The sequence below is a fragment of the Streptomyces sp. NPDC085944 genome (assembly GCF_040686295.1).
Classification (GTDB): domain Bacteria; phylum Actinomycetota; class Actinomycetes; order Streptomycetales; family Streptomycetaceae; genus Streptomyces; species Streptomyces salinarius.
The window spans coordinates 359436-382481 of the sequence record NZ_JBFBJX010000008.1; the positions used below are offsets into that span (position 1 = coordinate 359436).

Below are 23046 nucleotides of genomic sequence, written 5' to 3' on the forward strand. Positions count from 1 at the left end.
AGGAGAGGGCCCGCAGGGGTGGCCCCGGCGCGGTCACATGGCCTGGAGCGTGCACGTGAAGCGCAGCGAGGTGGTTCCCGCCGGGACGGTGAAGCGCACCCGGAGTCGGTGGACCGTGTCCGGTCCGCCGTCGTGACCGGTCGTGTGCAGGGTCTCCACGTCCCGCGCGACGCACTGCTGCGGTACGGCGAGCCTCGCTCGCGCAGTCTTCCCCTCCCAGACGGCGTGGGACCCCTCCCATCGGGGCTCGATGCGGCTGACGAACACCTCGTCCACGGTCAGCTCGTGCCCGGCCCGTACCTCGTCGGTCAGGAGCAGTTCGCCCTGGGTGCGCCGCCACGAGAAGCGGCGCCGCAGCGACCGCAGCCCGTCCGCCTCGTACGCGGCAGTGAGGTCCAGCTCGTAGTCGACCCCGTCGGGGCCGGGCTCGCAGCGCAGCACACGGGCCGCACACCTCCTCCCGGCACTCTGCCCCCGGGAGGCGATGACGGGGACGGAGTGCCCCTTTGAGGAGTTGTGCAGGAAGGTGTAGCGCGTGTCGTCGTCGAAGTAGCCCTTCCGGTACTCGCCGGCTCCCAGGTCGGTGAGGAGGACCTCGCCGCCTGCCGCGAGGAGGAAGTGTCCGAGGTCGTTGTGGTTGTGCGGTTCGTCGTTGTGACCGCCCTTGGCCGCGAACGCCGACGACTCGCCACGATCGACGACCCATGCCAGGTCGGGCAGCCAACTGGTGCCGGTGCGTGAGCGGTTCGCCCCGTGGGTGGCCGGCAGCTTCCCCCACCGCAGGGTCCGGGTGACGTCCGCCCAGTCCCCCGGCATCTCCGTGACGGGCGCGAGGCCGGGGACCTCGACACCCAGTCTCGCGGTCAGGAAACACCCGAGACTGGCGGGCAGGTCAGGGCGTTCCTGGCCGTCGGAGAAGGCGGGAAACAGCCCCTCGCCCAGATGCACCACGGCGGGGAAGGACGCGATGGCCCGCACCTTGGGGTCGTCCAGGAGGTCTTCTCCCGTGAGCCGGCGCAGCTCCTCGGCGAAGTAGACGAAGTGAGCGAAGCCGAAGGCCCAGTACCCGACCCCCTCCGCGCACCCTCCGTCGTCACCGAAGCCGGACAGATAGGTCCGCATGGCGCGCCGGCAGCGGTCGAGCAGACGGTCCAGACGCGGACCCGACTCCCACAGGGCGATCCCCGCCATACCCGCCGCTCCGCCGCAGACGGCGGCCCAGTTGTCGGGCCAGGACTCCCACGGCAGCGGGCGTTCGTCGTCCGCGAGCAGGGTCAGTACCCGGTGCTCCACCTCGGCCCGGACCCGGGCGGTCACGCGGGCGTCGATCCGCTCACCGCACTGCTGGACCGTCTCGGCGAGCAGGCAGGCGGTGAGGGCGGCGAAGAGGTCGAGACACCGGTCCATGCCCCTGCCCATGTCGACGGCCTGCTTCTCGTGGGCGGGCAGGGCCCAGGAGTACTCGTCGCACACGGACCACAGGGCGTCCTGGAGGGCGGCCGGGTCGGTCCCGGGATCGATCAGCGCCTCGGCCGCCAGCGCCGTCACATGCCGGCGTCGGCGGAAGTACAGCTCCTCGTAGCCGAGCCGGTCGCCCTCGTCGGCGTAGCGGCGGTACTGGGAGAACACCGGCGTGGGCATGGCGGACGCACGTGCCTCCCGGGCGGCGGTCCGGATCAGCGAAGCCATCCGGTCGGCGTGGCTCACGACACTCATCTTCGAACCGCCCTTCCTCGCGCGGCTCCACGGGACCCTCCCGGCACGGCCGCTGCCGGGGCAGCGTAGGCAGCGGTCCTCGACCGGCGCAACGAAGCGAACAGAAGCGAAAACAAACGATGTTCGCGCTGTTCGGAGCGGGTGAGACTTCGGCCGACGGACGACCCCGCTCCGCCGGAACGGGCCCGTGCTCACCAAGGCGCGAGGTGAGCACGGGCCCTTCCCCGGCCTTCGGCCGGGGGTGCCACCAGGAGCCGGGCCGTGTGAGCGGTCAGACGGTGGTCTTCACCGGCTCCTGGTCGTCGTCGCCGTTCCCGGTGTCCTCTCCCGCCTTGCGGGCGCGGACGAACTCCAGGAAGGCGGCCAGTTCGCGCTTGACGACGGGGGCGAGGAGGTAGAGGCCGATGATGTTGATGACGGCGAGGGTGAAGAGGAAGGCGTCGGCCATGTCGATCAGGGTCTGCAGGGTCAGCAGGGAGCCCGCGACGGCGAAGACGGTGTAGACGACCTTGTAGGTGACTTCGCTGGCCCGGCTGCGGCCGAAGAGGTACGTCCAGGACTTGAGGCCGTAGTAGCCCCAGGTCAGCACCGTGGACACGGCGAACAGCAGGACGGCGACGGTGAGGATGTAGGGGAACCAGGGCAGCACCGTCTCGAAGGCGTCGGAGGTGATGGTGACGCCGCCGATGTCCTCGCCCGTACGGGCCTCGCCCCAGCTGGCGGGGTTGGCGATGACGATGGTCAGCGCCGTCATCGTGCACACGACGACGGTGTCGATGAACGGTTCGAGCAGTGCGACCAGGCCCTCACTGGCGGGGTGCTTGGTCTTGACCGCGGAGTGGGCGATCGGGGCGGAGCCCAGGCCGGCCTCGTTGGAGAAGGCGGCCCGCTTGAAGCCGATGATCAGCGCGCCGAGGACACCGCCGGCGACGCCTTCGGGGTTGAAAGCGCCCTCGACGATGGAGGCGACGGCGTCGGGGACGGCGGTGATGTTGACCAGGATGACGATCAGGCACGCGACGATGTAGATGCCGGCCATGGCGGGCACGAGCCTGCTGGTGACGTTGGCGATCGAGCGGATGCCGCCGAGAAGGACGACGCCGACGACAGCGGCGATCATGATGCCGAAGAACAGGGCGCCGGCGGAGGAGCCGAGTGCGCCGTCCTCGCCGCCGGTGACGGAGACCAGCTGCGCGTAGGACTGGTTGACCTGGAAGAGGTTGCCGCCGAAGAGGCCGAAGAACAGGATCAGGAAGGAGGCGAGGACCGCGAGGACCTTGCCGAGGGTCTTGCCGTTCTTGCCGAAGCGTTCCGTCAGGCCCTTGGGGAGGTAGTGCATCGGGCCGCCGGAGACGGTGCCGTCGGGGTGCACTTCCCGGTACTTCACGCCGAGGGTGACCTCGACGAACTTGGTGGCCATGCCGAGCAGGCCGCACAGGATCATCCAGAAGGTGGCGCCGGGGCCGCCGATGGAGACGGCGACGGCCACACCGGCGATGTTGCCGAGGCCGACCGTGCCGGAGACGGCCGCGGTCAGGGCCTGGAAGTGATTGACCTCGCCGGTCGATCCCTTCTCGTCGTACTTGCCCCGCACCACGTCGACGGCGAGTTTGAACTTGCGGAGCTGGACGAGGCCGAACCAGCCGGTGAAGACGAGGCCCGCGACGACGAGCCAGGCGACGATGAGCGGCAGATCGGTCTCGCCGACGGGGACGGTGTAGAAGACGACTTCGCCCAGCCACTTGGCTATGGGCTCGAAGAATCCGCTGACTGCTTCGTCGACGGACTGGGTGACGGAGTCGAGTGACACGGTGGTTACCTCGGTGACGCTGGTCGGGCGGGGTGGGGTGTCTCGCCTGGTTGAGCGGTCTGTGGGCGAACGTCGTTGTCCGGTGAGCGGATCCGGGCTGCACGGAGCGGTGTCGGACCGTGACCGGGCCGGGGTTGAGCGGTGAACGGGTCGACGACAGGTCGGCACTTCGCGGGCGGTCGGCCGACCGGGCCACCTGCGAAGTTGCGCAGTTGTACCACGACTTTGCCGATGATTTAGTGACCTATCTCACGTTACGATTCGTGATCAGGAAACGTCCCAGCAGACGAGACCCGACCGTTATCCGGAGACGGGAAACGTGTCGTGTGCACCTATGCGGGCTACGGTCATCCGTGCTCCGTCGGGTGTCGCGGGAGAGGGACACGGCTGGAAAGAGCCGTGTCCCGCCGCTGCGGCTCGGGCAGGTGTCCGGCGGTTCCTTCAGTCGCTGCGGGGAGTAGCCGTCGTGGAGTCGTTGCCTCACGCCGTACGGGGTGCTCGTCCTCGACCACGTCTCCGACCGCTACTCACCTGCCGGCGCCGGACCCACGACCAGTGAATGGCTGCAGGTCCGGCACGGTCCGCAGGGCAACGTGGACGTCGTGGACCGGCGCACGCGCACCTGCCGGCCACTGGGCACGTCCGGGGTGGCCTTGCTGAGCGTCCGGTGCGACATCCTGGAGACCTGCGCAGCCGTCGCCCCCTCGTGCCGGCGCTCACCTGCAGCAAGTCGATCGTGCCCGACCCGCTGCCGAAGGAGCGGCTCGCCGAAGCGGGACCGGAGCTGACCAGCGCCGGTCCGGTCGCCTACTGGTCCCCTGCCACCGCGACCGCACGGACGCGGTGTCTTCGCCACCCGCGCCGTTACGGCGGGCGAGACCGTCGAGTCCTGCCCCCGTGATCCCGGTGCCCGCCGCCCAGCGCCGGACCCCCGCATTCACCACCAAGATCCGCCAAGCCGTCGTGTCCCGGAGCCGCTGCCACATCGAGGGCTGAGCGCCGGCCAGGAAAGCTGCCGGGTCTGCCCACGGCCGATGATGAGATCGGCTGGTGAAGCCCTGCCCGGGGTCTAGTCACAAGGCGTCACCGAGGGCAGGGGCTGGCGTCCGGTGGCGAGTGAGCCGGCCTCCACTCGTGCAAGAACGTCACAGTCCCCGACGAACCCTCTGAGGGTCAGGTACCACCAGTCGGTCAGGCGGTCGTCGAGGGCGGTCGTGCCCTCGAGTGCCTCGGTGAGGGTGCACAGGCCGAAGAAGGCGGGCACCAGGGTGCGGGCCGCGCGTGCGGGGCGGATGCCCCCGTTGACGTGCCCTGCCAGCCGGGCCTGCGCGAGCAGGCGCGTAGTGGCGGCGGTCCAGAGCGCGAATGGGTCGGGGATGGGGGCTTTGATGACGGTGCGCTCGGTCCACAGACGGGCACCGGCGCGCGCCACGGGGTCCTGGGCGAGGGCGCGGGCGATGTCGTAGCTGAGGGCGACGAGTCGTTCGAGCGGCGTTACGGTCTCGTCTCCGTAGCGTGCCGCGAGTTCGGGCCAGGTGGCGAACCGGTCCTCGACGACGGCGACGGCGATTCCTTCCTTGCTGGTGTAGTGGAAGTAGACCGCGCCGCTGGTCCGGCCCGACCTCGCGCTTATGTCGTTGACGCTGGTGGCCGCGTATCCGTGTTCGGCGAACAGTCGGGCTGCCGCTTCCAGCAGTGATCTGCGGGTTGCCTTCGCCCGTTCCTGCAACGTTCCGTCCGCCCTCGTCTGTTCTGATGTCAGGTATCGAGCCACGAATTTAGTGCGCCAGCGTACGCCCGGAGCCCAAACGGGCACTTTCGGACGGCAATTACGCAGTTCTTTCGAACGCGAACGCGTGCGAGTGGTAATGGAAGGGCGACGCTCCGGACCTTGCACGGTCGAGCGCGCGTGCCAACCGACGGTCAGGCGGCTGACGTTGACGCTCAACGGCCGCGCCGGGCGGGTCGCCCGCCATACGTCTGCTTCCGGCGCCCGTCTAGTCACTGAAAAGGGTTATTGCCCGTTTTGCCTGGACGGAAATAACGTAGCGGAAACTATCTTTCCGCTTCCCGCAGAGTCGGGAACGCCGCATGCATGCGAAAGCATGGGAGGCCCGGTGACCACCTTGGACCACGCTTTGCTCGACTGGTCGCTCGAAGCCGTCGTCTTCGACTGCGACGGCACCCTCATGGACAGCGAACGCCACTGGCAGGAGGCCCGTAGCCGGGCCTTCCGGGAGCACGGTCTTCAGCCACCGCCCGGGTTCGCGGAGCAGGCCCTCGGTCTGCACTACGAGGACTGCGGCCGGCTGATGGCCCAGTCCGTGCACAAACCCGAACTGGCCGAGGACCTGACAGCCGCGCTTCTCGACCACTTCCTGGCACTGGTCACCGAAGAACCGGTCACGATGCCGGGTGCGGTCCGGCTCGTACGGCTGCTCTCCGGCCGCCTGCCGCTCGCGGTGGCCAGCAACTGCCCGAGAGTGGTGGTCGAAGGCAGCTTGGAACGGGCCGGGCTGCTCGCGCACTTCCGGCACCTCGTCGTCCCCGACCCCGGGGACGGCGTACGACCCAAACCCCATCCCGACGTGTACGCCGCGGCGGCCCGGCTCTGCGGTGTCCCCCCACGCCGGGCGCTCGCGGTGGAGGACTCCTTGACCGGTGTGGAAGCGGCCCGTCGTGCAGGCCTGCGGATCCTGGGCGTCGGTCCCCGGCCGCAGGGCGGCGGCGCCAGCCGGGCCGACGCGTGGTTACCGTCACTGGACGCTCCCGAACTGCTGGCCTGGGCCCACGCGCTCGGCAGCCCGCGGGAGCCACGAACGCCGTGACGGCCCGCGCCGGGGGTGCCACATCGTGGGCCCGCACACCGGCGCGCCACCCTCCGGCGGCCTCTCCTCGCTGAACGTGACCGGCCCTTCGCCCACGGAGGCCGACATGCTCGCGACGGCGGCGTACTGCAGGAGCGCCAGAGCCGGCGAGTGGCTGGGCGCCCTGCCCGGCGTCGCCGCGTTCGCGGTGATGCCGGGCGGACAGACCTGGACGACCGGCAACGGCTGAACGAAGAGGCCGCCGGCTGCCGGGCATCGGAGCCGTGAGCCGGGCGGACGGCTGGAGGAGGGCCGACCGGCCGCCCTGGCATTCGGTCCCTGCTGGAAGAAGACCGGCACTGTGGGCGGGACGCCTCATCGAGGAGCGATCGACGACGAAAGCGAATGAGCGGCGGCACGACCACCGTTTTGCCGTGTGCCCGGCCCGGTCGGCTCCGACAGTCCGTCGAAAGGACCCTCGTCCGTGTTCCGGGACGAGCGGCCCCTACCCCGTCCACCTGTTGCGCGCAACGCTGAAGTCAGAAGGACCGACACGGGAGGTGGGTGGCATGACCCGCACGATCACCGTAGGGATCGACGGCTCTCCTCAGAGCCACGCCGCCGCTGAGTGGGCGGCCCGCGAGGCTGATCTGCGTGACCTGCCCGTACAACTCCTTCATGTGTGGGAGCCGGCCCCCGCAGCCCTGGCCCAGGACCCGATTCTCGGTGCCGAGACGCACCGGTACTGGACCGAGCGTGTCCCACGGGAGACCGGCGAAGGGCTCCGACTGCGTCATCCCGGTGTCGTGGTGACCACCGACCAGCGGTCGGGCCCGCCGGCGGACACACTGGTCAAGGCCGCCGACGCGGCGGAACTGCTGGTCCTCGGCTCGCGCGCCCTGAGCGGGCTCGGCGGCTTTCTGGTCGGCTCGGTAGGTCAATCGGTGATCGTCCGCACCGAGACTCCCGTGATCTTCGTACGTGCCGGTGAGCAGGCGGCCGACGAGCACGTCATGGACCCCGTCGGTATCCCGTCCGCAGCCACTGATTTCCGTCCGGTCGTCGTCGGACTCGACACCGGCAGCTCTGACGACCATGTGCTCGACTTCGCCTTCGCGGAGGCACGGTGCCGCAGGACGGCGCTGTGCGTGGTCAGTGGCTGGCACCTGCCGGCCTACTCCCCCCACGGGCTGGCTGCGGACGCCTCACTGAACGAAGGGGTGGCCCGTAGGAAAGCGGCCGACCTTACCCGCGTGCTGCTGCCCTGGCGGCAGAAGTACCCGAGCGTCAAGGTCGTCGAGGTGTCCCGCTCCGGCAGCCCCGCCGGCCATCTGGTCGACGTGTCGCACGACGCGTCCCTGGTGGTCGTCGGGCGGCGCATTCGGCGCAACCCGCTCGGCGTGCACGTCGGCGCCGTCACGCACGCGGTGCTGCACCATGCAACCGCACCCGTCGCCGTCGTGGCGCATCCCTGATGCGTCCCGGTCGAGAGGAGAGTCGTCATGCCTCTGGTGGTCGGAGTAGACGGATCCGAGTCCGGTCTGCGGGCTGTGGACTGGGCGGCCGACGACGCCGACCTGCACGATGTCCCCCTCCTCGTGGTCTTCGGGACACTGTGGGAGCGGTACGAAGGCGCCGCGCTCGCCCGCGAGCTGGGCAGGCCGTCCACCGAGATGACGGCGGACGACATCCTCAAGGCCACCGCCCGGCGTGTCCGGCGACGGCACCCCCACCTCGTCGTCACCACCGAGACGGTGCCCGACGAGGCCGAGCACGCCCTGGTCTGCGCGGGGCGGAACGCGTCCATGATCATTGTGGGCAGCCGAGGTCGCAGCGGCGGAGCGGGCAGGTGTGCTGACCGCCGCTCTGCGAGCGCATGGCCGAGGGCCGGGGTCACTCCGCCCGACGTGAGTGCCGATTCGGCCGTCGCCGCAGGGTGAACAGGCAGGCGAGCATGCCAAGTGCCCAGGCGATCAGGAGCGCGCCCCACAGCGGCATGGTCACGATCGGAATCAGCAAACGGATCTCAATACTCGCGCTGTTCTCGAAAATGAAGATCAGCGCGATCGCGGTGATCACCGCGAACGGTATGAGACGGCGGACGCCGGGGCGGGAAAGGAACGATCCGTGCGCCTTGTCCGTGCTGGTCCGAGTCATGATGTCTCTCTCCATCACCGGCCCCCACCTACAGCTTCCCCTTCTCTTTTGGGGCGCGCCACTGGAATACCCGCGTAGGCCCGGGACTATCGGTTCCGCCTCACAGAACCGCTTCCGGGCACATCAGAGCCTCCAGCAAACCCGGAGCGTCAGTCTCAGCGCGCAGCAGAACCGGTGCCGGCCCTGCCTGCGTGCTCTGCCGGGCCGTGACCAGAGAGAACAAGCTCCTTGGCCCTGCGGAACTCTTCGTCCGTGATGGCACCCCGGTCCCGGATCTCGGACAGCCGGGCCAGTTCGTCGACGCTGCTCGAGCCTCCGGCCGCTGTCTTTCTGACATAGGCGTCGAACTCCTGCTGCTGCGCACGGGCCCGGGTCGTTTCCCTGCGGCCCATGTCCCTGCCACGGACGATCACGTAAACGAGCACACCCAGGAAAGGCAGGACGATGCAGAACACCAGCCACCCGGCCTTCGTCCAGCCGTTCAGTCCGTCGTCCCTGAGGACGTCGATGACAACGCGGAACAGGAGGACGAACCACATGACCCACAGGAAGATCATCAGCATCGTCCAGAAGGCTCCGAGCAGCGGGTAGTCGTACGCAAGGTAGGTTTGTGCGTCCATTTCCGTCCTCCGTCCGGCCAGGACCCGGCCGTCGGTTCCGTACCGGGTTGTCGAGGTACACCCGCGGACAGCGCTGTTTCACCTCCAGCATCTCAGTACTTTCGCTACGCCGCGCGGTGCGTCGCGACCGCTACCGCGCGGAGCGGTTCACGGCGGATGGTCAACTGCCCAGGAACCCGTGTGCTGCTGCAAGACGTACGCCGCACGCGCTCTGCTTCCGGCTCCGTGCCTCGTCGGCGTTGCTCTCCCGACGTGAGCCGTTACTGTGGCAAGAGAGTGTCTGGCCGGTCGAGAGCCCGAGGCCACGGAGGCATGGCGGTGGGAAGCTCCGAAGAAGCCCGGGACGCGTCTGTGCGGCTGCCGCAGCTGAGACTCGACGAGCTGTTGGGAGAACTGCAGGCCCGTCTGGACGCGGCCCGTGGAACGCGGGACCGCGTGCACAGTCTCCTGGAAGCCGTGCTTCTTGTGGGGCGTGACCTGCAATTGGAACAAGCCCTCCGGACGATCGTCGAAGCTGCGGCGACTCTCGTTGACGCGGAATATGCGGCACTTGGCGTGATCGGTCCGGACGGTCGGAGCCTGTCTGCCTTCTACACGGTGGGTGCCGATGACGAGCAGATCGCGCGCATCGGTCATTTCCCGGAAGGACACGGGATCCTTGGTGAGCTGATTCGGAACCCCGTGTCGCTGCGGCTCCCGAAGCTCTCCCAGCATCCGGCTTCGTACGGCTTCCCGGCGCACCATCCCCCGATGAACAGCTTCCTCGGAGTGCCGATCCGTGTACGCGACCAAGTCTTCGGCAACCTGTATCTCACCGAGAAGCGTGGTGGTCTGCAGTTCGACGAGGACGACGAGTCGGTGTTGTCGACGCTGGCGGTGGCTGCCGGTGTGGCGATCGACAATGCGCGACTTTACGAGGAATCCCGGTTGCGTGAGCGCTGGCTCCAGGCGAACGCGGAAATCACCGAGTCGCTCATGTCGGGTGCCGAGCAGAGCGACGTTCTGGAGCTGATCGCGGAGCGGAGCCAGGGGATCACCGCCGCGGCGCTGGGGGTGGTGGTCATGCCGGTCCGCGGCACCGACTCGTTGGCGGTGGAACTCGCCATCGGGAAGGAGGCCGAGGTGCTGCGCGGGATGGTGCTGCCCGTTCAGGGGACACTCGTCGGAGAGGCTTTCGCGCAAGGTGTGCCGGTGAGCAGCCCGGACGTGTCCCGAGACAAGCGGATCTCGGTCGGCCCGCGGCGCTTCGAGGGACTGGGCCCGGCGGTGACCGTCCCCATCGGGTCGAGCGAAGGCGTGCGCGGGGTGGTGCTCCTGGCGCGAGAGGCCGGTGGTGTTTCATTCAGTGATCGTGAGATCGAGTCCTTGCAGGTATTCGCTGCCCAGGCGGCCGTGGCGATGGAACTGGCCGACCGTCGCCGTGACGCGGAGCAGATCGCTGTACTGGAGGACAGAGACCGGATCGCCCGCGACTTGCACGATCTCGCGATCCAGCGGTTGTTCGCCACCGCCATGACGCTGCAGAGTGCCGGGAAACTGATCGACCACGACAAGGCCCGGCAGCGTGTGCTGCGGTCGGTGAACGATCTCGACGAGACGATCAAGATCATCAGATCGACGATCTTCGGCCTGCGTTCCCGGGGCGACGAAGCGACCCCCGGTCTGCGCACCAGGGCCGTGGGAGCGGTGGGAGACGCGGTGGCCGTTCTCGGCTTCGCTCCCAGCGTCCGCATGGCGGGCCTGCTGGATACGCACGTGGCCGGCGAGATCGCGGACCACGTTCTGGCCGTCCTGTCCGAGGCGCTCGCCAACGTCGCTCGTCACGCGCGTGCCGACCGTGTCGACGTCCTTCTGGAGACGGACGGCAAGAAGGTACGGCTCACGGTGAGTGACAACGGTGTGGGTTTCGCCCCCGGGGGGCGCCGCAGCGGTCTGCGGAACATGGCGGAGCGGGCGCGGAAATGCGGGGGAGAGCTCGAACTGGAGGCTCGGGAAGGTGACGGCACACGCCTCGTCTGGTGGGCACCGCTCGACACCGCGGAGGGACGGGGGAGAGAGGAGGGAACGCCGGCGTAGCCGGGCCGATCGGCGGGAGGACGGGGCCGGGCGACCCTGGGCTCGGTCCGGCGCCCGAGAGACCGTGGAGTGGGAGATGTGAACCCGAGTGTGGGAGGTTGCCATGAGCGACCGAGCGCAACGGACGTTGCAACACCGGCAGGAACATATGGTGCGCTATCTGCAGGCCATGGCATCCCACTCGGCTGAGGCCGCCCGAGGAGAGCCGCTCCTCATGGAGGGGCAGCGGGACGGAGACGCACGTCGGGGCGCGGCGCGGCCGCGGGTGGTCGCGGATCTGCGGGTGTCCGACATCATGCGGCGCTCGGGCGCCGTGCCGACCGTTACCGCCGGGACCCCGCTCCTGGACGTCGCTCGCGCGATGGCACGCAGGCATGCGGAGGCCATGCCCGTGACGGACGACGACCGGCGCGTCATCGGTGTGGTGGCGGAATCCGATCTGCTGGCCCGTGCCGCGACACTCGCCGGGCCGAGGGGCGGCACCGGGCCCGTCCGGTTGCTCCCGAAAGCGAAGGTGCCGGTCGAGAAGGCGACAGCGGCCGCGCTGATGTCTACACCGGTGGTCACAGTCCGGCCATGGACGGCCGTGATCGAAGCAGCACGGGCGGCAGCGCGGGCCAGGGTCCGGCAGATCTACGTCACCGATCACCACGACCGGCTCGTAGGAGTGGTCACCCGGAACGAACTGCTGCATGCCCTGGTGCGCGACGACAGTGCCATCCACGACGAGATCGCGGACCGCGTCCTGCGTGAACTCGACATCCCGAGTTCTCAGGTGAGGGTGCGGGTACGCAACGGTGTCGTCACGCTCACGGGAGCACTCGACGCGGCGCGGATCGCTGCTCTGACCGAGGCCGTGAAGCGCATCGCCGACGTCAGCGAGGTGGACGATCTGCTGACCGTGGTCTGACGGCGGCCCGGACTCCGGCGAACAGAGTCCGGGCCCCGGCTCACGGCACTCGAGGACCGGCGTGGCGGGCGACGACGACGGGGCACTGCGCATGGTGCAGGAGAGCCTGGCTGACGGAACCGAGCAGCAGGCCGGCGAACCCGCCCCTGCCACGAGCACCCACCACAAGAAGTTGGGCGGCGGCGCTGGCCTCCACGAGCGTCGGTCGCACCCGGCCGACGACGGGCATACGACGCACCGTGACATGAGCGTATTCGTCCGTGGGGGCTGCCAGCACCGAGTCGAGCACGTGCTCGGCGTGGACTCGCTCACGCCTCGCGTCCCGCGTCACGAAGGGCGGGTCGGCGGGTCCGTTGTACGCGTCGACGCTTCCTGACCCGCTCACGTGTACGGCGAGCAACTCCGCGCCCCGCAGGGATGCCTCGGAGAAGGCGAAGCGCACGGCCTCCCGACATGCGGGTGCGTCGTCCACTCCCAGCAGCACGGGGCCTTTGGGGGCGCCCCGCCCGCGGACGACCAGCACCGGACAGCGGGCGTGAGCCGCCAGATGCCCTGCGGTGGAGCCGAGCAGCAGGCTGGTGAAGGCGTTCAGGCCGCGACTGCCGACCACCACGACGGAAGCCGTGCGAGACGCGATCTCCAGCACCATCAGCGGCTCGCCCAGGGTGACGTGGCGGGTGGTCTCCACACGCGGAGCCGCTTCGCGCGCCAGCCGTTCCGCATCGGCCAGTGTGCCGTCGGCCAGCTCGCGCGCGTTCAGGGTGTCCGGATTCCAGGGCGGGCCGCCTGGCGGTACGTGCGGCATGGGCCATCCGAAGGCATGCACCAGCCGCAGTCCGGCACCACGCAGTTCCGCCTCCCGGGCGGCTGCCTTCACCGCTTTCGAACTCGACGGGGAGCCGTCCACTCCCACCACCACGGTTTGCGTCATGACCGGGCACCTTCCCTGATTGTGAGCTTCCGGTGGATCACTGGTGTCGCCGGTGGGGGACGAGGAACACCGGGCAGTGGGCGTGATGCAGAACGCCCTGACTGACGGAGCCCAGCAGCATGCCGCGGAAGCCGCCGCGGCCCCGGGTGCCCACGACGAGACCGAGGGCGTGCGCAGCGGCCCTGCTCAGTTCCTGGACCGGGTGCCCCTCGACCACCTCGTGGTGCAGTTCCACGCTCGGACGGTCCGCGGTACGCCCCGCCGTCGTCTCGGCCAGCACCCGTCGGCACTCCTGCAGTGCGGCGTGTTCGTCCAGGGCACCGAGCAGAGGGGTGTGCCAGACATACAGGGCGCGCAGGTTCGCGCCGCGCAGTTCGGCCTCCTCGAACGCGAAGTCCACGGCCGCCGCCGAGTTCGGGCTGCCGTCCACGCCGACGACCAGTTGGGGCGGCTGTGGGGTCGTGTGCTCGTCCTCGCGCAGAACGACGACCGGGCATGCCGACCGCGTGCTCAGCGGCAGCGACACGGCGGCGGAGGAGAACAGCTCGCGTGCGGCTCCCAGGTGCCGTGAGCCGACCACCACCAGCGCCGCATGACGCGACTGTTCGGCCAGAACCCACGCGGGATGTCCTTCGGCCAGCAGCGCGGACGCCGCGACGCCGGGGCAGCGCTTCTCGACGAAGGCCAGCGCGTCCTCGAGTACGGCGTTTCCTGTGGCGTGCGGTTCGTCGCGCCACTGTTGCCATGAGGGGAGACTGGGGTCCTGCCTGCTCCCCGGAAGCGGTTCACCCTCGGCGTGTACGAGGGTCAGAGGCCGCCGTCGACGCCGGGCCTCGTCGGCGGCCCAGGCAAGAGCCGCGCGCCTCTCGGTGTCGGGATCGACGCCGACCACGATCGGGGACGACTTCATCTCGGTGCGCATGGTCTGCGCCTCCACTCCTGAGATCCTGGTCGGCCCTGCCGTCGCCGTCAGCCCCGTACGACCGCGACCGGGCTGTGCGCGTGGTGGAGGACCGCCTGGCTGACCGAGCCCAGCAACAGGCCGGCGAAGCCTCCGCGGCCCCGGGAACCGACCACCGTCAGCCGCGCCGTGCGGCTCGCCTCGATCAATGCCGGCCGTGCCGGTCCGTGGACCGTGCTGCGCTCCACCCTCACCTCGGGATACCGGGTGCGCATGCCGGCAAGCGTCTCGGCCAGCAGCCGCTCTTCCTCCGCCGCGAGCATGCCGGGTCCGTAGGCGTAGGGCTCGGTCTCGTCCGTGGGAGGCGGCATCGGCGCGTTCCAGGCCGTCCACGCGTGTACGGCGGTGACGTCCGCGCCCTGCAGAGAAGCCTCCTGGAAGGCGAACCGGACGGCTGCCGCTCCGGCGGCCGATCCGTCGACGCCCAGCACCACGGGACCCGCCGGTCGTGCGGGCTCGCGCACGACCACTACGGGGCACTCGGCGTGGGCGGCGAGCCCGGTCGCGACGGAGCCGAGAAGTGTCTTTGGGAAGCCGTTGAGACCCCTGTGCCCCACGACGGCCATCGCGGCGGACCGGGCCTGCGCCACGAGCACCGAAAGCGGTTCGCCCGGAATGACCAGGCCCGAAACGTCGGCGTCCGGAGCCTCGGCGCGAGCCCGCAGGAGCGCTTCCTCCACCACGGCATCCGCCGTCACCCGGAAGCGTTCCCGGACCGACCTGGGCAGGGCGGCATCCAGCGGCAGATGTGCCGGCCGGGCCAGCGCGTGCACGACCTGAAGCGGCACGTTGCGGACTTCCGCCTCACGTGCTGCCCAGACGACGGCTTCGAGACCCGGCGCGGAACCGTCGGCGCCCACGACCATGAAGCCGTTCATCCTTCCTCCTTCCGTCCCCCGAGGGGCTTCTCACCGCCCCGGGAACGGCTGGAAACCGTGTCGGGAGGGACCGCAACGAGGCGCCCGGGCTCAGTTGGCCGCGCGTCCCCACTGGCTACCGACGTCCTCCCATTCGTGCGCCCACGCGGCGCGGCGACGGCGGTTGAGGACGACTCGCGCGCCGTAGTAGCCGGCTGCTGCCGCCGCCACGACGGCGAAGGAGGACGCGGCACCCATGAACGCCGCGTCCACCCCTGCCTGGCTGGCGGAGGGCGGCGCCGTCGTCAGCCGGTTTCGGGAGTCCGTCCAGACCGTCACTTGCGAGCCGGCCTTCATTCCCTCGTCGACGGGGATCTTGCCCGCGTGCCGCGTGCCGTCAGGTGCCGTCCACCTCACGGTCGCGTCGACCCGGCCTCCGGTCGTCCCCGTGGCCAGGGCGTTGCTGGATGCGTCCGACACGAGTGTGGCGGTTGCGGGGTGCCGCTCCACACGTCGTTCTGCGGCACTGTGCGCCGCGGCGTGGGATGCCAACACCCCGGCCACGGGGCCGGCGACGGCGATGACGAACCAGACGAACAGAAGGATCCAGGCCTCGAGCACGTCCTCGCGGCGGCGCAGCGGATTGCGGCGCCAACGCCACAGGGACCGCCGAATGGTTGTGCCTCCGCGCATTGTGACCACCTCCGGCTGTCCTCTTCAGCCTCACGCCGCGGCGAGAGGCGGTCCAGGGGCCGTTCGGGCACCCACCCGGGATCCGAGGGGGTCGAACGGCCCCGAACCTCATCGGGCCGGACTGCAGGGCGCAGTGGGCGACGACCTGCCCCGCGTGGACCATCGGGATGCCGTCCCACGGCGTCTCCTGCGGTCGTGGCAGCGGCTCAACCGCGGGTGCCGCCAGGGCCTGTGCGGTCTCCTCGGCCGGACACGTGCATGTCGACCGAGACGACGCCGTCGACGCCCAGGCACAGCCGTTCGACGACCGGAGCGAGCTGGGCATCGTCCAGGAAACCCTCGATGGTCACTTGGCCTTCATCCACTTCCACCGTCATGTCGGCCGGTGCCAGACCGAGCGTTCGGACCAGGACGTCGCGAGATATCTCCTCCCGCAGGGAGTCGTCGCGGCGCAGGAACACCCGAAGGAGGTCGCCACGGCTGACGATGCCGACGAGGCGCTCTGCCTCGTCGACCACGGGAAGGCGCTTGACTCCCTCAGCGACCATGATCCGCGCGGCCTCCACAACGGTCCACTCCGGTCGTGCGCACACCGCGGGTGCGGTCATCAGCTCCTCGACCGTGACGTTCTCACCGGCGGAGCGGTCCGTCGGCTCCGGGAGCCGGGTCGGGCCGGCGGGATCGGGGCGCTGAGCGACCCTGCGGACCAGATCCGCCTCCGACACGACACCGACGGGGCGGCCGATGTCGTCCACCACCGGTACGGCGGTGACATCGTTGTGGGCAAGGGTCGCGGCGACCGCTTTGAACGTCGCGTCCGTTCGGACGTGGACAACGGGCCGGGTCATGAGATCACCTATCGTTCGGTGCTGCATGACAGCCTCCTCTGGGCGTCGAGCCGCTGCGGATCACCGATGTCGCGGCAGTCCGCACTTCCTCACCTTCAACGTGCTGCTCGGCGCTGTCCCCGGCCTGAGCCCTTCGGGCCGACGACGAGGGCCGTTCGGCACTCCCACCGGGACCCTCGGCCACATGGTGGGCACGGCGTCTGCGCGCGAGGCTGGAGTGCAAGGACCCCTTCGACGGAGAGGGCACGGTCATGTACGCACACCTCGGCGACCGTCTGATCGTCGAAAGCCCGTCCACCGGCGTCACCCGTCGGGACGGGGAGATCGTCGGACTCCATCACGACGACGGAACTCCGCCGTACGACGTGCGCTGGTCCGACACCGGGGATGTCACCCTGGTGTTCCCCGGTCCGGACGCGCGCGTGGACCTTGGGGCAGAGGAGACGACGGCTTCGGCAGGAACGGCTTCGGACGTACCCCGTGGCGAAGCGGTGGACTCCGCGCCGGTCGCCGCGGAAGCCGGCGACGTCGGCCGACGCCTGGCCGCGGCCCGCCGAAGCAAGGGCCTGAGCCTGGAGCAGGTGGCCCGGCGGGCCCGGATGGCGCCGCAGTACCTGGCCTACCTGGAGACGCACACCGCTGACCCGGGATTCGGCAGCCTCGTGCGACTGGCTGACGCCCTTGGCACGACATACGTCGAACTGCAGGGAGGCGGCGCCGACCGCCCGCCGGGTCAGGGAGTGGCACTTCGCAACCCGACGCTGCGTGACCTCGACGAAGGGGAGTGCCGTGCCCTGCTCTCCGCACACGGAGTGGGTCGGCTCGCGCTGAACACACCGGACGGCCCGGCGGTCTTCCCCCTCAACTACGTGGTGTCGGAGGGAACCATCGCGTTCCGTACGGCCCCCGAAGCGGCCACCGCCGCAGCCGTGGACAGTGAGGTCGCCTTCGAGGTCGACCACATCGACGACGCCATGAGCCAGGGATGGAGCGTCCTCGTGGTCGGCCGGTGCCGGACCGTGACGGAACCGGAGAAGGTGCGTCGGCTGACCGAAAGAGCGCACACCGAGCCGTGGGCCGGTGGACGGCGCACCATGTGGCTTGCCGTGCAGATGGAACGTCTGACAGGGCGCCGTATCACTTCCGTCCCCGCCTCGTGAGGGGTGTGCGCTCACCCGGCGCACGAGGCGGGCCGTCCGGCCCGGGGCCCCGTGCCACGACGGCGACGGACCGGACCAGGACCGGTCGACGCGGTGCGGCCGACCGCCGAAACCCGACGGGAGACGAGATGAAACTGCACACACGCTGTGGCCGTACCCTGAATGTCACCCGGTTCACTCCGCAGGGGCTGCCCACGCGGATGAGCCGCGTCGTCCTGGACACGTCGTTCGCCTCCTACGACGAGGACGAACTGTGGACGTCGCTCACGGCGGAGGAGGCCAGGCGTCTGGCCGGTCTGCTGCTGCTCCAGGCAGCCGCGGTGGAATCGGGGCCCCGCGCCGTGCCCGGAGTCGTCGAGGCGGTGTCGGTCGCCGGGGACGCCTACGCGATCCGGGTGCGTGGGCATGAGTTGACCGTCGACCAACCGCTCACCGACGGAGGAACGGACACCGCTCCCACCCCCGTGGAGCTGTTCGTGGCAGCGGTGGCCGCGTGCGCCGCGCACTACGCGGGGCGCTTCCTGGACCGGCACGGTGCCGGCCGGGAGGGCTTCTCCGTCCGCGCCGAGTTCCAGATGGCGGACGACCGGCCGCCGCGCGTAGCGTCGGTGAACCTGACCGTGACCGCTCCCACGTTGCCGGCACAGAAGCAGGCCGCCCTGCGCGCGGTTGTGTCCCACTGCACTGTCACGAACACCTTGGCCCAGGCGCCGGAGGTGGTGCTGGCGGTGCGCAGCGCGTCCTCGGGGGAGACGGACCGGGACACGGAGACCACTCAGCGATGAGTGCCGTCGGTGGCGCCGTCTCCGGCCCCGGCGTGGGCGCCCTGCCATCAACGCCGCCGCAAGTCTCACTCCTCGTACGGGTGCGATGCTCTCTGTTCGAACGGACACAGGCTTCGCCCGGGGGCAGATCGGCCGAACGCCCTGCCCGGACCATGCAGACGACGGCCCCGCGGGTCCGAAGCAGCCCAGGGCCCGGACCGCCGCCTCGTGGGCGGCGAGCGCGCTGCCCGCGAGGCGGCGGGTCGGCCGGCGGGGAGACGGGTCAGCGAACCGGGTCGGCTTCCGATTCCTGGCGAACGACGACGACGGGGCAGGCCGCGTGCTGAGCGCAGCGCTGGCTCACCGAACCAAGCATCGCCCGCGCGAAGGCGCCCCTGCCCCGGCGGCCCACCACGAGGAGTTCGGCCCCTTGGGAAGCGCGGATGAGGGTCTCGGACGGGTCGCCCTCCACGAGGACCTCCCGCAAACCCGGCGGCCGCTCCTCGGGGAAGATGGCGTTCAGCTCCGCCGAGAAACGCTCACGCGCCTGCTCCAGGTCGAAATCGGGGTCGATGGCCGGACCGGCGAAACCGACGGCGGACGGTGTGTCCCAGACATGGACCGCCTCCACGACGCCACCGACGGAGCGTGCGTACCGGTCGGCCCAGCGCAGCGCGGCGTAGGAGGACGCGGAACCGTCCACTCCCACGACCACCCGTGCTGCCGAATCAGAGGATTGCATGGTCACCTCGCTCATGGGCGTTGTCCGCCACTGCCCACGCTGCCCGGTACCACGCCACCGCGCCAGCGGAGAGAAGCCCGTCGGACTGCGCGCACCGAGCCCGGCGCGAGGAGACTAGGAGGAACCGAGGCGCCTGCGGACGTCCGCGGTCAGTCCCGACAGCCGTTCGGAGCACACGGCTCGGCCCGGCCGGGGAGTCCGGATCCGCAGGGCGTCGGCGGGCAGGCTCGCCAGTTCTGCTGTGAGGCGCGCGCGTCCCTCCGGCAGGGTGTCCGGTGGGTGGAGCCGCCGTCCGTCACGCATGACCGTTCGCAGAAGTGGCTCCGCCCCGGCCGGCCCCGGCTCGTCCCACAGGGCGATGACGTCGTCACCGCTCGGACGTCGGAAGACCTGCTTTCGTCCCGGTGACGTCACCTTGGCGGACGACAGTTTCATGACCGGGCGCCCGGCGTACTCCACCAGCTTGTACGCCGAGTCCAGATACGGAGCGTCGGCGGAGGTGCCCACCCGGGTGCCGACCGCGTACACATCGATGGGCGCCCCGGAACGGACGAGGCTGTCCACGCCGTACTCGTCCAGGCCGCCGCTGGCGACGACACGCACGTCGGGAAGGCCGGCGCGGTCCAGTTCGGCGCGCGCACGACGGGCGAGATCACCGAGGTCGCCGCTGTCCAGCCGCACGGCACACCCCGGCTCCCGCCCGAGGTCGCGCAGGACACGAGCCGCGGTACGGACCCCGCGTACCGAGTCGTACGTGTCCACCAGGAACGTCACCGGCCCCGGGTGCGCGCGGGCGAAGGCGCGGAAGGCGGCCTCCTCGTCCGTGAACGCCTCGACGTACGAGTGCGCCATCGTCCCGGACGCGGACAGCCCCCAGCGGACCGCCGCCGCCACGTTGCTGGTCCCCGCGAAACCCGTGAGCGCGGCGGTGCGCGCGGCCTGCATCCCGGCGGAGGTCCCGTGGGTGCGGCGCAGCGAGAAGTCGACCACCGGACGCCCGGCGGCGGCCAGGACGGACCGCACCGCCTTCGACGCCACGGCCGTCTGATGCGAGACCTGGTTGAGCAGGAACGTCTCCACGAGCTGCGCCTCCGCGAGCGGGGCGGTGACCTCGAGCAGTGGTTCCCCGGCGAACACCACACGTCCTTCGGGCACGGCGCGCACCTCGCCGGTGAACGTCGTGCCACACAGCGGGGAGAGGTCGGCGTAGGGCCGGTGCAGCGCGGAGGCGAAGTCCTCCACGTCCGCCGAGGTGACGCGGAAGGCGCTGAGGTAGTCGAGCGCCGGTTCGATGCCCGCGCTGACGAGAAATCCGCGTTCGGGGGGCAGGTCGCGCACGAACAGACTGAACGTCGCGGGCCGGCTCATGTCTTCGAGAAGGTAGGACAGGGCCATGGTGACTTCGTACAGGTCCGTGGTCGTCACGTCCGACATGTTGCTCACCTGTCCGTAGCCGCTCGTGCCCGGTCAAGAACAAGCTTCACCTGCTCCTGGGGGCATGAGGAAGGGCCGGCCGGTCAATCCTTGTGGCCACTGGGCCCCATGCGTCCGCCGAGACGGTGACGGACCCTTGGAGGTGTCGGGACACTCACCACCCGGGTGGGAGGAAGCCATGGACGGCCACGTCTACAGGGTCGAGGACGTCATGACCCGCACAGTCATCGCCCTGGCCGGCGGAGCGACGTTCAAGGACATCGTCCGGACCATGGAGACACAACGGATCAGTGCACTTCCCGTCATCGATCAGGGAAACCACGTGATCGGTGTCGTCTCCGAGGCCGATGTGCTGCGCAAGGAGGAATTCCGCGACACCGACCACGAGCGCGGTGCCCGGAGCCGGATCCCCGAGGGTCTGGTGAAGGCGCGGGCCGTCACCGCGGAGGATCTGATGACCGCTCCCGCCGTGACCGTCCGCGCGGACGCCCCTGTGGCCCGGGCAGCCCGCGCCATGGCACGTCGCAGGGTCAAGCGCCTTCCCGTCGTCGACCACGAAGGTGTGCTGCAGGGCATCGTCAGCCGCGCGGACCTGCTCCGGGTGTTCCTGCGGTCCGACCCCGACATCGCCGAGGAGGTCCGTCGGGAGATCGTCGGCGGCCGGTTCCCGGAAGGACTCGAATCGGTCCGCGTGCAGGTGCACGAGGGAGTCGTCACCCTCACCGGCCGGGTGCCGGACACCTCGCTCGTTCCGCTGGCCGAACGGCTGGTGCGCTCGGTCGAGGGCGTCGTGGACGTGCGGTGCGCGCTGACGGGCCCCAGGCACCATCCGGCAGGGGAGTCGGAGAACGCAGCTCCTGCAACGGACCGGCTGGGACGTTCGGCCCTTCCACGCAGTGCTCGGCGGAGCGATCGTTGAATGGTGGAAAGGAGGCTCGTATGAGCAGCGTGCTGGAGCGACTGCCGGGCTGGCCCGACCTGTTCGGCTGGGCCGAGACCGGACTACCCGGAGCGCCCGTCGCCCCCGGTCTGCACGGCATCCGGGTCGAGGAGCATGTAACGGACGACGCGTACGTCCTGAAGGCCGAGCTTCCGGGCATCGACCCCGACAAGGACGTCGAGATCGCCGTCGAGGACGGTCTGCTGACAGTGCGCGCCGAGCGCACGGAGGAGACCAAGGAGAAGCACCGCACCGAATTCCGCTACGGCACCTTCGCCCGTTCCGTCCGGCTTCCGGCCGGAGCACAGGACGACGAGGCGACTGCCGAGTACGAGGACGGTGTACTGACCATCACGGTCCCGGTTCCGACCCCGAAGGAGGGAACCCGGACCATTCCGGTGCGACGCACCTGAGTGAGGCAGGTGCTTGCACAACAGGGTGTGCGGCTCGCGGCGGGCGTGGCCGCACACCCGTACGTGCCGCCGGTCGCGCAACGACGCCGGGCTGGTGTGAAGCGAGACGGCCTCTCGTGGACGACCGCGACGCACGGTGGCATGGGCGGCAAGGGGACGGGGACGGGTGAATACTGGGGATGTGTGACGCGAGTGTGAACGCCCGGCAGCGCTTTGCGGGTGCGCCGGAAGGGGTGGGCGTTCTCGACGAGGAGACCAGGGTGAAGCACCGTACGACTGACCCAGCGGACTCCGGGGCAGGGCATGAGGCGGACGGAGTGCCGGAGCTGCTGCTGAAGGCGCACGACGCCCTGCGTGGGGCGACGCATCTGATCACAGCGCGGGAAACCCCGGAGGCCGAGCGCGGGTTCGCAGCGTTTACGAAGAACCTGGCGGCACTGCTGACAGAGGTGGAGGACATCACCTCCACGATCTCCGCCGACCCGCTCAACGCATCCGACCGTCGCTCTTCGCTGCTGGCGCTGTACGTGCGGGGCGACGCGGGGCGCATCGCCGTTCTGATCGAACAGGTCGGTGACATCGCCTCGGTGCGAGGCACGCAGAGTCTCGCCGGGCCGCTCAGGGGGCCGGTGCGAGAACTGGGCGAAGCCTGCGTGCACCTCATGGCGCAGGCCCACGACGTGCTACGGGTACCAGGCCCTCTGACGGTGCTGAACCAAGGCCTCGCCGACGTCACCGCCCGACAGCGTCGTCTCAGCCGCTCGCTCTTGACGGGCGCTCTCGCCTGCTCCACACGAGATGCCGTGGACGCGGCGGTTCTGGGGCGTTGCTACGAGGAGTGCGCCTGGCGGGCGGTGGCGCTGGCCGGCGTCGGCCTGCAGGCGCGTGCCCCCGCCGTGGGCGCTCACTGACGCGGTGTGGGTGCGGGTCAGGGAGCTTTCGCCAACCTGGGACAGTCCTGCTGCAGCGGACAGCCGACCTACCGCGAGATCGATCGGGCCGGCGATCACCCCCCAGCCGTCAGGAAGATCTTCCGCAGGGGTGGCTCCTTCGAAGCGTTCCCGTACAGACGCGTGCACGAAACGGAGGGGCCGGCCGTGCAAGGCGGCCTCTTCTGCGGCCCAGTCGAGCGCTCTCATGCTCGATGGGGAGCCGTCCACGCCCACCGTCACTGGTCTGTCCACCGATCACGCTCCCCCTTTTGCCA

The 23046-nt window shown here is 70.1% G+C and carries 23 protein-coding genes and 1 pseudogene; 11 read left to right on the forward strand and 13 right to left on the reverse strand.

Annotated elements, in window-relative coordinates:
• Positions 1 to 33: 33 nt before the first annotated feature.
• The 3 genes from AB0P07_RS18855 to AB0P07_RS18865 form a co-directional block, all read right to left on the reverse strand.
• A complete protein-coding gene (locus AB0P07_RS18855; RefSeq protein WP_365551959.1) occupies positions 34 to 1707 on the reverse strand; it encodes a heparinase II/III family protein in 1674 nt (557 codons plus the stop codon).
• A gap of 280 nt (positions 1708 to 1987) precedes the next feature.
• Positions 1988 to 3526, reverse strand: coding sequence for an alanine/glycine:cation symporter family protein (locus AB0P07_RS18860; RefSeq protein WP_365551961.1), 1539 nt, complete (start codon positions 3524 to 3526; stop codon positions 1988 to 1990).
• 1069 nt (positions 3527 to 4595) lie between these two features.
• The gene (locus tag AB0P07_RS18865; RefSeq protein ID WP_365551963.1) at positions 4596 to 5255 is read right to left on the reverse strand and encodes a ScbR family autoregulator-binding transcription factor; all 660 of its coding nucleotides are present in this window, start codon (positions 5253 to 5255) and stop codon (positions 4596 to 4598) included.
• Positions 5256 to 5643: 388 nt separating this feature from the next.
• Here AB0P07_RS18865 and AB0P07_RS18870 point away from each other — a divergent pair, with 388 nt between their 5' ends.
• The 4 genes from AB0P07_RS18870 to AB0P07_RS18885 all read left to right on the forward strand — a co-directional run bounded on the left by AB0P07_RS18870 (position 5644) and on the right by AB0P07_RS18885 (position 8273).
• Entirely contained in the window at positions 5644 to 6354 is a 711-nt protein-coding gene (locus AB0P07_RS18870; protein ID WP_365551965.1) for an HAD family phosphatase, read from the forward strand.
• Between the two features lie 25 nt (positions 6355 to 6379).
• On the forward strand, positions 6380 to 6583 hold the full coding sequence (locus AB0P07_RS18875; RefSeq protein WP_365551966.1) for a hypothetical protein: 204 nt from the start codon (positions 6380 to 6382) through the stop codon (positions 6581 to 6583).
• 319 nt (positions 6584 to 6902) lie between these two features.
• On the forward strand, positions 6903 to 7808 hold the full coding sequence (locus tag AB0P07_RS18880; protein ID WP_365551968.1) for a universal stress protein: 906 nt from the start codon (positions 6903 to 6905) through the stop codon (positions 7806 to 7808).
• A gap of 27 nt (positions 7809 to 7835) precedes the next feature.
• On the forward strand, positions 7836 to 8273 hold the full coding sequence (locus AB0P07_RS18885) for a universal stress protein (RefSeq protein WP_365551970.1): 438 nt from the start codon (positions 7836 to 7838) through the stop codon (positions 8271 to 8273).
• Here the strand turns inward: AB0P07_RS18885 and AB0P07_RS18890 are convergent.
• Positions 8227 to 8490 (reverse strand): hypothetical protein, encoded by a 264-nt coding sequence (locus AB0P07_RS18890; RefSeq protein ID WP_365551971.1) that lies wholly within the window; start codon positions 8488 to 8490, stop codon positions 8227 to 8229. The genes AB0P07_RS18885 and AB0P07_RS18890 overlap by 47 nt on opposite strands.
• 155 nt (positions 8491 to 8645) lie before the next feature.
• Entirely contained in the window at positions 8646 to 9110 is a 465-nt protein-coding gene (locus AB0P07_RS18895; RefSeq protein ID WP_125627655.1) for an SHOCT domain-containing protein, read from the reverse strand.
• A 318-nt stretch (positions 9111 to 9428) separates the two neighbouring features.
• Between AB0P07_RS18895 and AB0P07_RS18900 the strand changes: the two genes are divergently transcribed.
• Positions 9429 to 11186 (forward strand): GAF domain-containing sensor histidine kinase, encoded by a 1758-nt coding sequence (locus tag AB0P07_RS18900; RefSeq protein ID WP_365551973.1) that lies wholly within the window; start codon positions 9429 to 9431, stop codon positions 11184 to 11186.
• 103 nt (positions 11187 to 11289) lie between these two features.
• Positions 11290 to 12096: a CBS domain-containing protein gene (locus AB0P07_RS18905; protein ID WP_365551974.1), complete on the forward strand. Its 807-nt coding sequence runs from the start codon at positions 11290 to 11292 to the stop codon at positions 12094 to 12096.
• A 40-nt stretch (positions 12097 to 12136) separates the two neighbouring features.
• Here the strand turns inward: AB0P07_RS18905 and AB0P07_RS18910 are convergent, their stop codons facing one another.
• The 5 genes from AB0P07_RS18910 to AB0P07_RS18930 all read right to left on the reverse strand — a co-directional run bounded on the left by AB0P07_RS18910 (position 12137) and on the right by AB0P07_RS18930 (position 16413).
• Positions 12137 to 13027, reverse strand: coding sequence for a universal stress protein (locus tag AB0P07_RS18910; RefSeq protein ID WP_365551975.1), 891 nt, complete (start codon positions 13025 to 13027; stop codon positions 12137 to 12139).
• Positions 13028 to 13064: 37 nt separating this feature from the next.
• Positions 13065 to 13949, reverse strand: coding sequence for a universal stress protein (locus AB0P07_RS18915; protein WP_365551976.1), 885 nt, complete (start codon positions 13947 to 13949; stop codon positions 13065 to 13067).
• A gap of 47 nt (positions 13950 to 13996) precedes the next feature.
• Positions 13997 to 14866 (reverse strand): universal stress protein, encoded by an 870-nt coding sequence (locus AB0P07_RS18920; RefSeq protein ID WP_365551978.1) that lies wholly within the window; start codon positions 14864 to 14866, stop codon positions 13997 to 13999.
• Positions 14867 to 14956: 90 nt separating this feature from the next.
• Positions 14957 to 15538 (reverse strand): hypothetical protein, encoded by a 582-nt coding sequence (locus tag AB0P07_RS18925; protein WP_365551980.1) that lies wholly within the window; start codon positions 15536 to 15538, stop codon positions 14957 to 14959.
• A gap of 206 nt (positions 15539 to 15744) precedes the next feature.
• Positions 15745 to 16413: a CBS domain-containing protein gene (locus AB0P07_RS18930; RefSeq protein ID WP_365551982.1), complete on the reverse strand. Its 669-nt coding sequence runs from the start codon at positions 16411 to 16413 to the stop codon at positions 15745 to 15747.
• Positions 16414 to 16637: 224 nt separating this feature from the next.
• Here AB0P07_RS18930 and AB0P07_RS18935 point away from each other — a divergent pair, with 224 nt between their 5' ends.
• A complete protein-coding gene (locus AB0P07_RS18935) occupies positions 16638 to 17546 on the forward strand; it encodes a pyridoxamine 5'-phosphate oxidase family protein (protein ID WP_365551984.1) in 909 nt (302 codons plus the stop codon).
• A gap of 128 nt (positions 17547 to 17674) precedes the next feature.
• Entirely contained in the window at positions 17675 to 18331 is a 657-nt protein-coding gene (locus AB0P07_RS18940) for an OsmC family protein (RefSeq protein WP_365551985.1), read from the forward strand.
• Between the two features lie 262 nt (positions 18332 to 18593).
• Here AB0P07_RS18940 and AB0P07_RS18945 read toward each other — a convergent pair whose 3' ends face one another.
• Together AB0P07_RS18945 and AB0P07_RS18950 are read right to left on the reverse strand one after the other, a co-directional pair.
• Positions 18594 to 19052, reverse strand: coding sequence for a universal stress protein (locus AB0P07_RS18945; RefSeq protein WP_365551987.1), 459 nt, complete (start codon positions 19050 to 19052; stop codon positions 18594 to 18596).
• Between the two features lie 114 nt (positions 19053 to 19166).
• Positions 19167 to 20486: a nicotinate phosphoribosyltransferase gene (locus AB0P07_RS18950; RefSeq protein WP_365551989.1), complete on the reverse strand. Its 1320-nt coding sequence runs from the start codon at positions 20484 to 20486 to the stop codon at positions 19167 to 19169.
• Positions 20487 to 20664: 178 nt separating this feature from the next.
• Here AB0P07_RS18950 and AB0P07_RS18955 point away from each other — a divergent pair, with 178 nt between their 5' ends.
• The 3 genes from AB0P07_RS18955 (at position 20665) to AB0P07_RS18965 (ending at position 22750) form a co-directional block, all read left to right on the forward strand.
• Entirely contained in the window at positions 20665 to 21405 is a 741-nt protein-coding gene (locus AB0P07_RS18955; protein ID WP_365551991.1) for a CBS domain-containing protein, read from the forward strand.
• A 20-nt stretch (positions 21406 to 21425) separates the two neighbouring features.
• A complete protein-coding gene (locus AB0P07_RS18960; RefSeq protein WP_365551993.1) occupies positions 21426 to 21839 on the forward strand; it encodes an Hsp20/alpha crystallin family protein in 414 nt (137 codons plus the stop codon).
• Positions 21840 to 22156: 317 nt separating this feature from the next.
• Positions 22157 to 22750 (forward strand): hypothetical protein, encoded by a 594-nt coding sequence (locus AB0P07_RS18965; protein WP_365552030.1) that lies wholly within the window; start codon positions 22157 to 22159, stop codon positions 22748 to 22750.
• Positions 22751 to 22876: 126 nt separating this feature from the next.
• Here the strand turns inward: AB0P07_RS18965 and AB0P07_RS18970 are convergent.
• A pseudogene (locus AB0P07_RS18970) lies at positions 22877 to 23023 on the reverse strand (universal stress protein); the annotation flags it as partial.
• Between the last annotated feature and the right edge of the window lie 23 nt (positions 23024 to 23046).

What these genes read in the sequence shown, in the direction of transcription:
- AB0P07_RS18880 (WP_365551968.1), top strand. Translation starts at nt 6,903, where the DNA reads ATGACCCGCACGATCACCGTAGGGATCGACGGCTCTCCTCAGAGCCAC.
- AB0P07_RS18885 (WP_365551970.1), top strand. Translation starts at nt 7,836, where the DNA reads ATGCCTCTGGTGGTCGGAGTAGACGGATCCGAGTCCGGTCTGCGGGCT.
- AB0P07_RS18890 (WP_365551971.1), bottom strand. Translation starts at nt 8,490, where the DNA reads ATGACTCGGACCAGCACGGACAAGGCGCACGGATCGTTCCTTTCCCGC.
- AB0P07_RS18895 (WP_125627655.1), bottom strand. Translation starts at nt 9,110, where the DNA reads ATGGACGCACAAACCTACCTTGCGTACGACTACCCGCTGCTCGGAGCC.
- AB0P07_RS18905 (WP_365551974.1), top strand. Translation starts at nt 11,290, where the DNA reads ATGAGCGACCGAGCGCAACGGACGTTGCAACACCGGCAGGAACATATG.
- AB0P07_RS18910 (WP_365551975.1), bottom strand. Translation starts at nt 13,027, where the DNA reads ATGACGCAAACCGTGGTGGTGGGAGTGGACGGCTCCCCGTCGAGTTCG.
- AB0P07_RS18915 (WP_365551976.1), bottom strand. Translation starts at nt 13,949, where the DNA reads ATGCGCACCGAGATGAAGTCGTCCCCGATCGTGGTCGGCGTCGATCCC.
- AB0P07_RS18920 (WP_365551978.1), bottom strand. Translation starts at nt 14,866, where the DNA reads ATGAACGGCTTCATGGTCGTGGGCGCCGACGGTTCCGCGCCGGGTCTC.
- AB0P07_RS18925 (WP_365551980.1), bottom strand. Translation starts at nt 15,538, where the DNA reads ATGCGCGGAGGCACAACCATTCGGCGGTCCCTGTGGCGTTGGCGCCGC.
- AB0P07_RS18930 (WP_365551982.1), bottom strand. Translation starts at nt 16,413, where the DNA reads ATGCAGCACCGAACGATAGGTGATCTCATGACCCGGCCCGTTGTCCAC.
- AB0P07_RS18935 (WP_365551984.1), top strand. Translation starts at nt 16,638, where the DNA reads ATGTACGCACACCTCGGCGACCGTCTGATCGTCGAAAGCCCGTCCACC.
- AB0P07_RS18940 (WP_365551985.1), top strand. Translation starts at nt 17,675, where the DNA reads ATGAAACTGCACACACGCTGTGGCCGTACCCTGAATGTCACCCGGTTC.
- AB0P07_RS18945 (WP_365551987.1), bottom strand. Translation starts at nt 19,052, where the DNA reads ATGCAATCCTCTGATTCGGCAGCACGGGTGGTCGTGGGAGTGGACGGT.
- AB0P07_RS18950 (WP_365551989.1), bottom strand. Translation starts at nt 20,486, where the DNA reads ATGTCGGACGTGACGACCACGGACCTGTACGAAGTCACCATGGCCCTG.
- AB0P07_RS18955 (WP_365551991.1), top strand. Translation starts at nt 20,665, where the DNA reads ATGGACGGCCACGTCTACAGGGTCGAGGACGTCATGACCCGCACAGTC.
- AB0P07_RS18960 (WP_365551993.1), top strand. Translation starts at nt 21,426, where the DNA reads ATGAGCAGCGTGCTGGAGCGACTGCCGGGCTGGCCCGACCTGTTCGGC.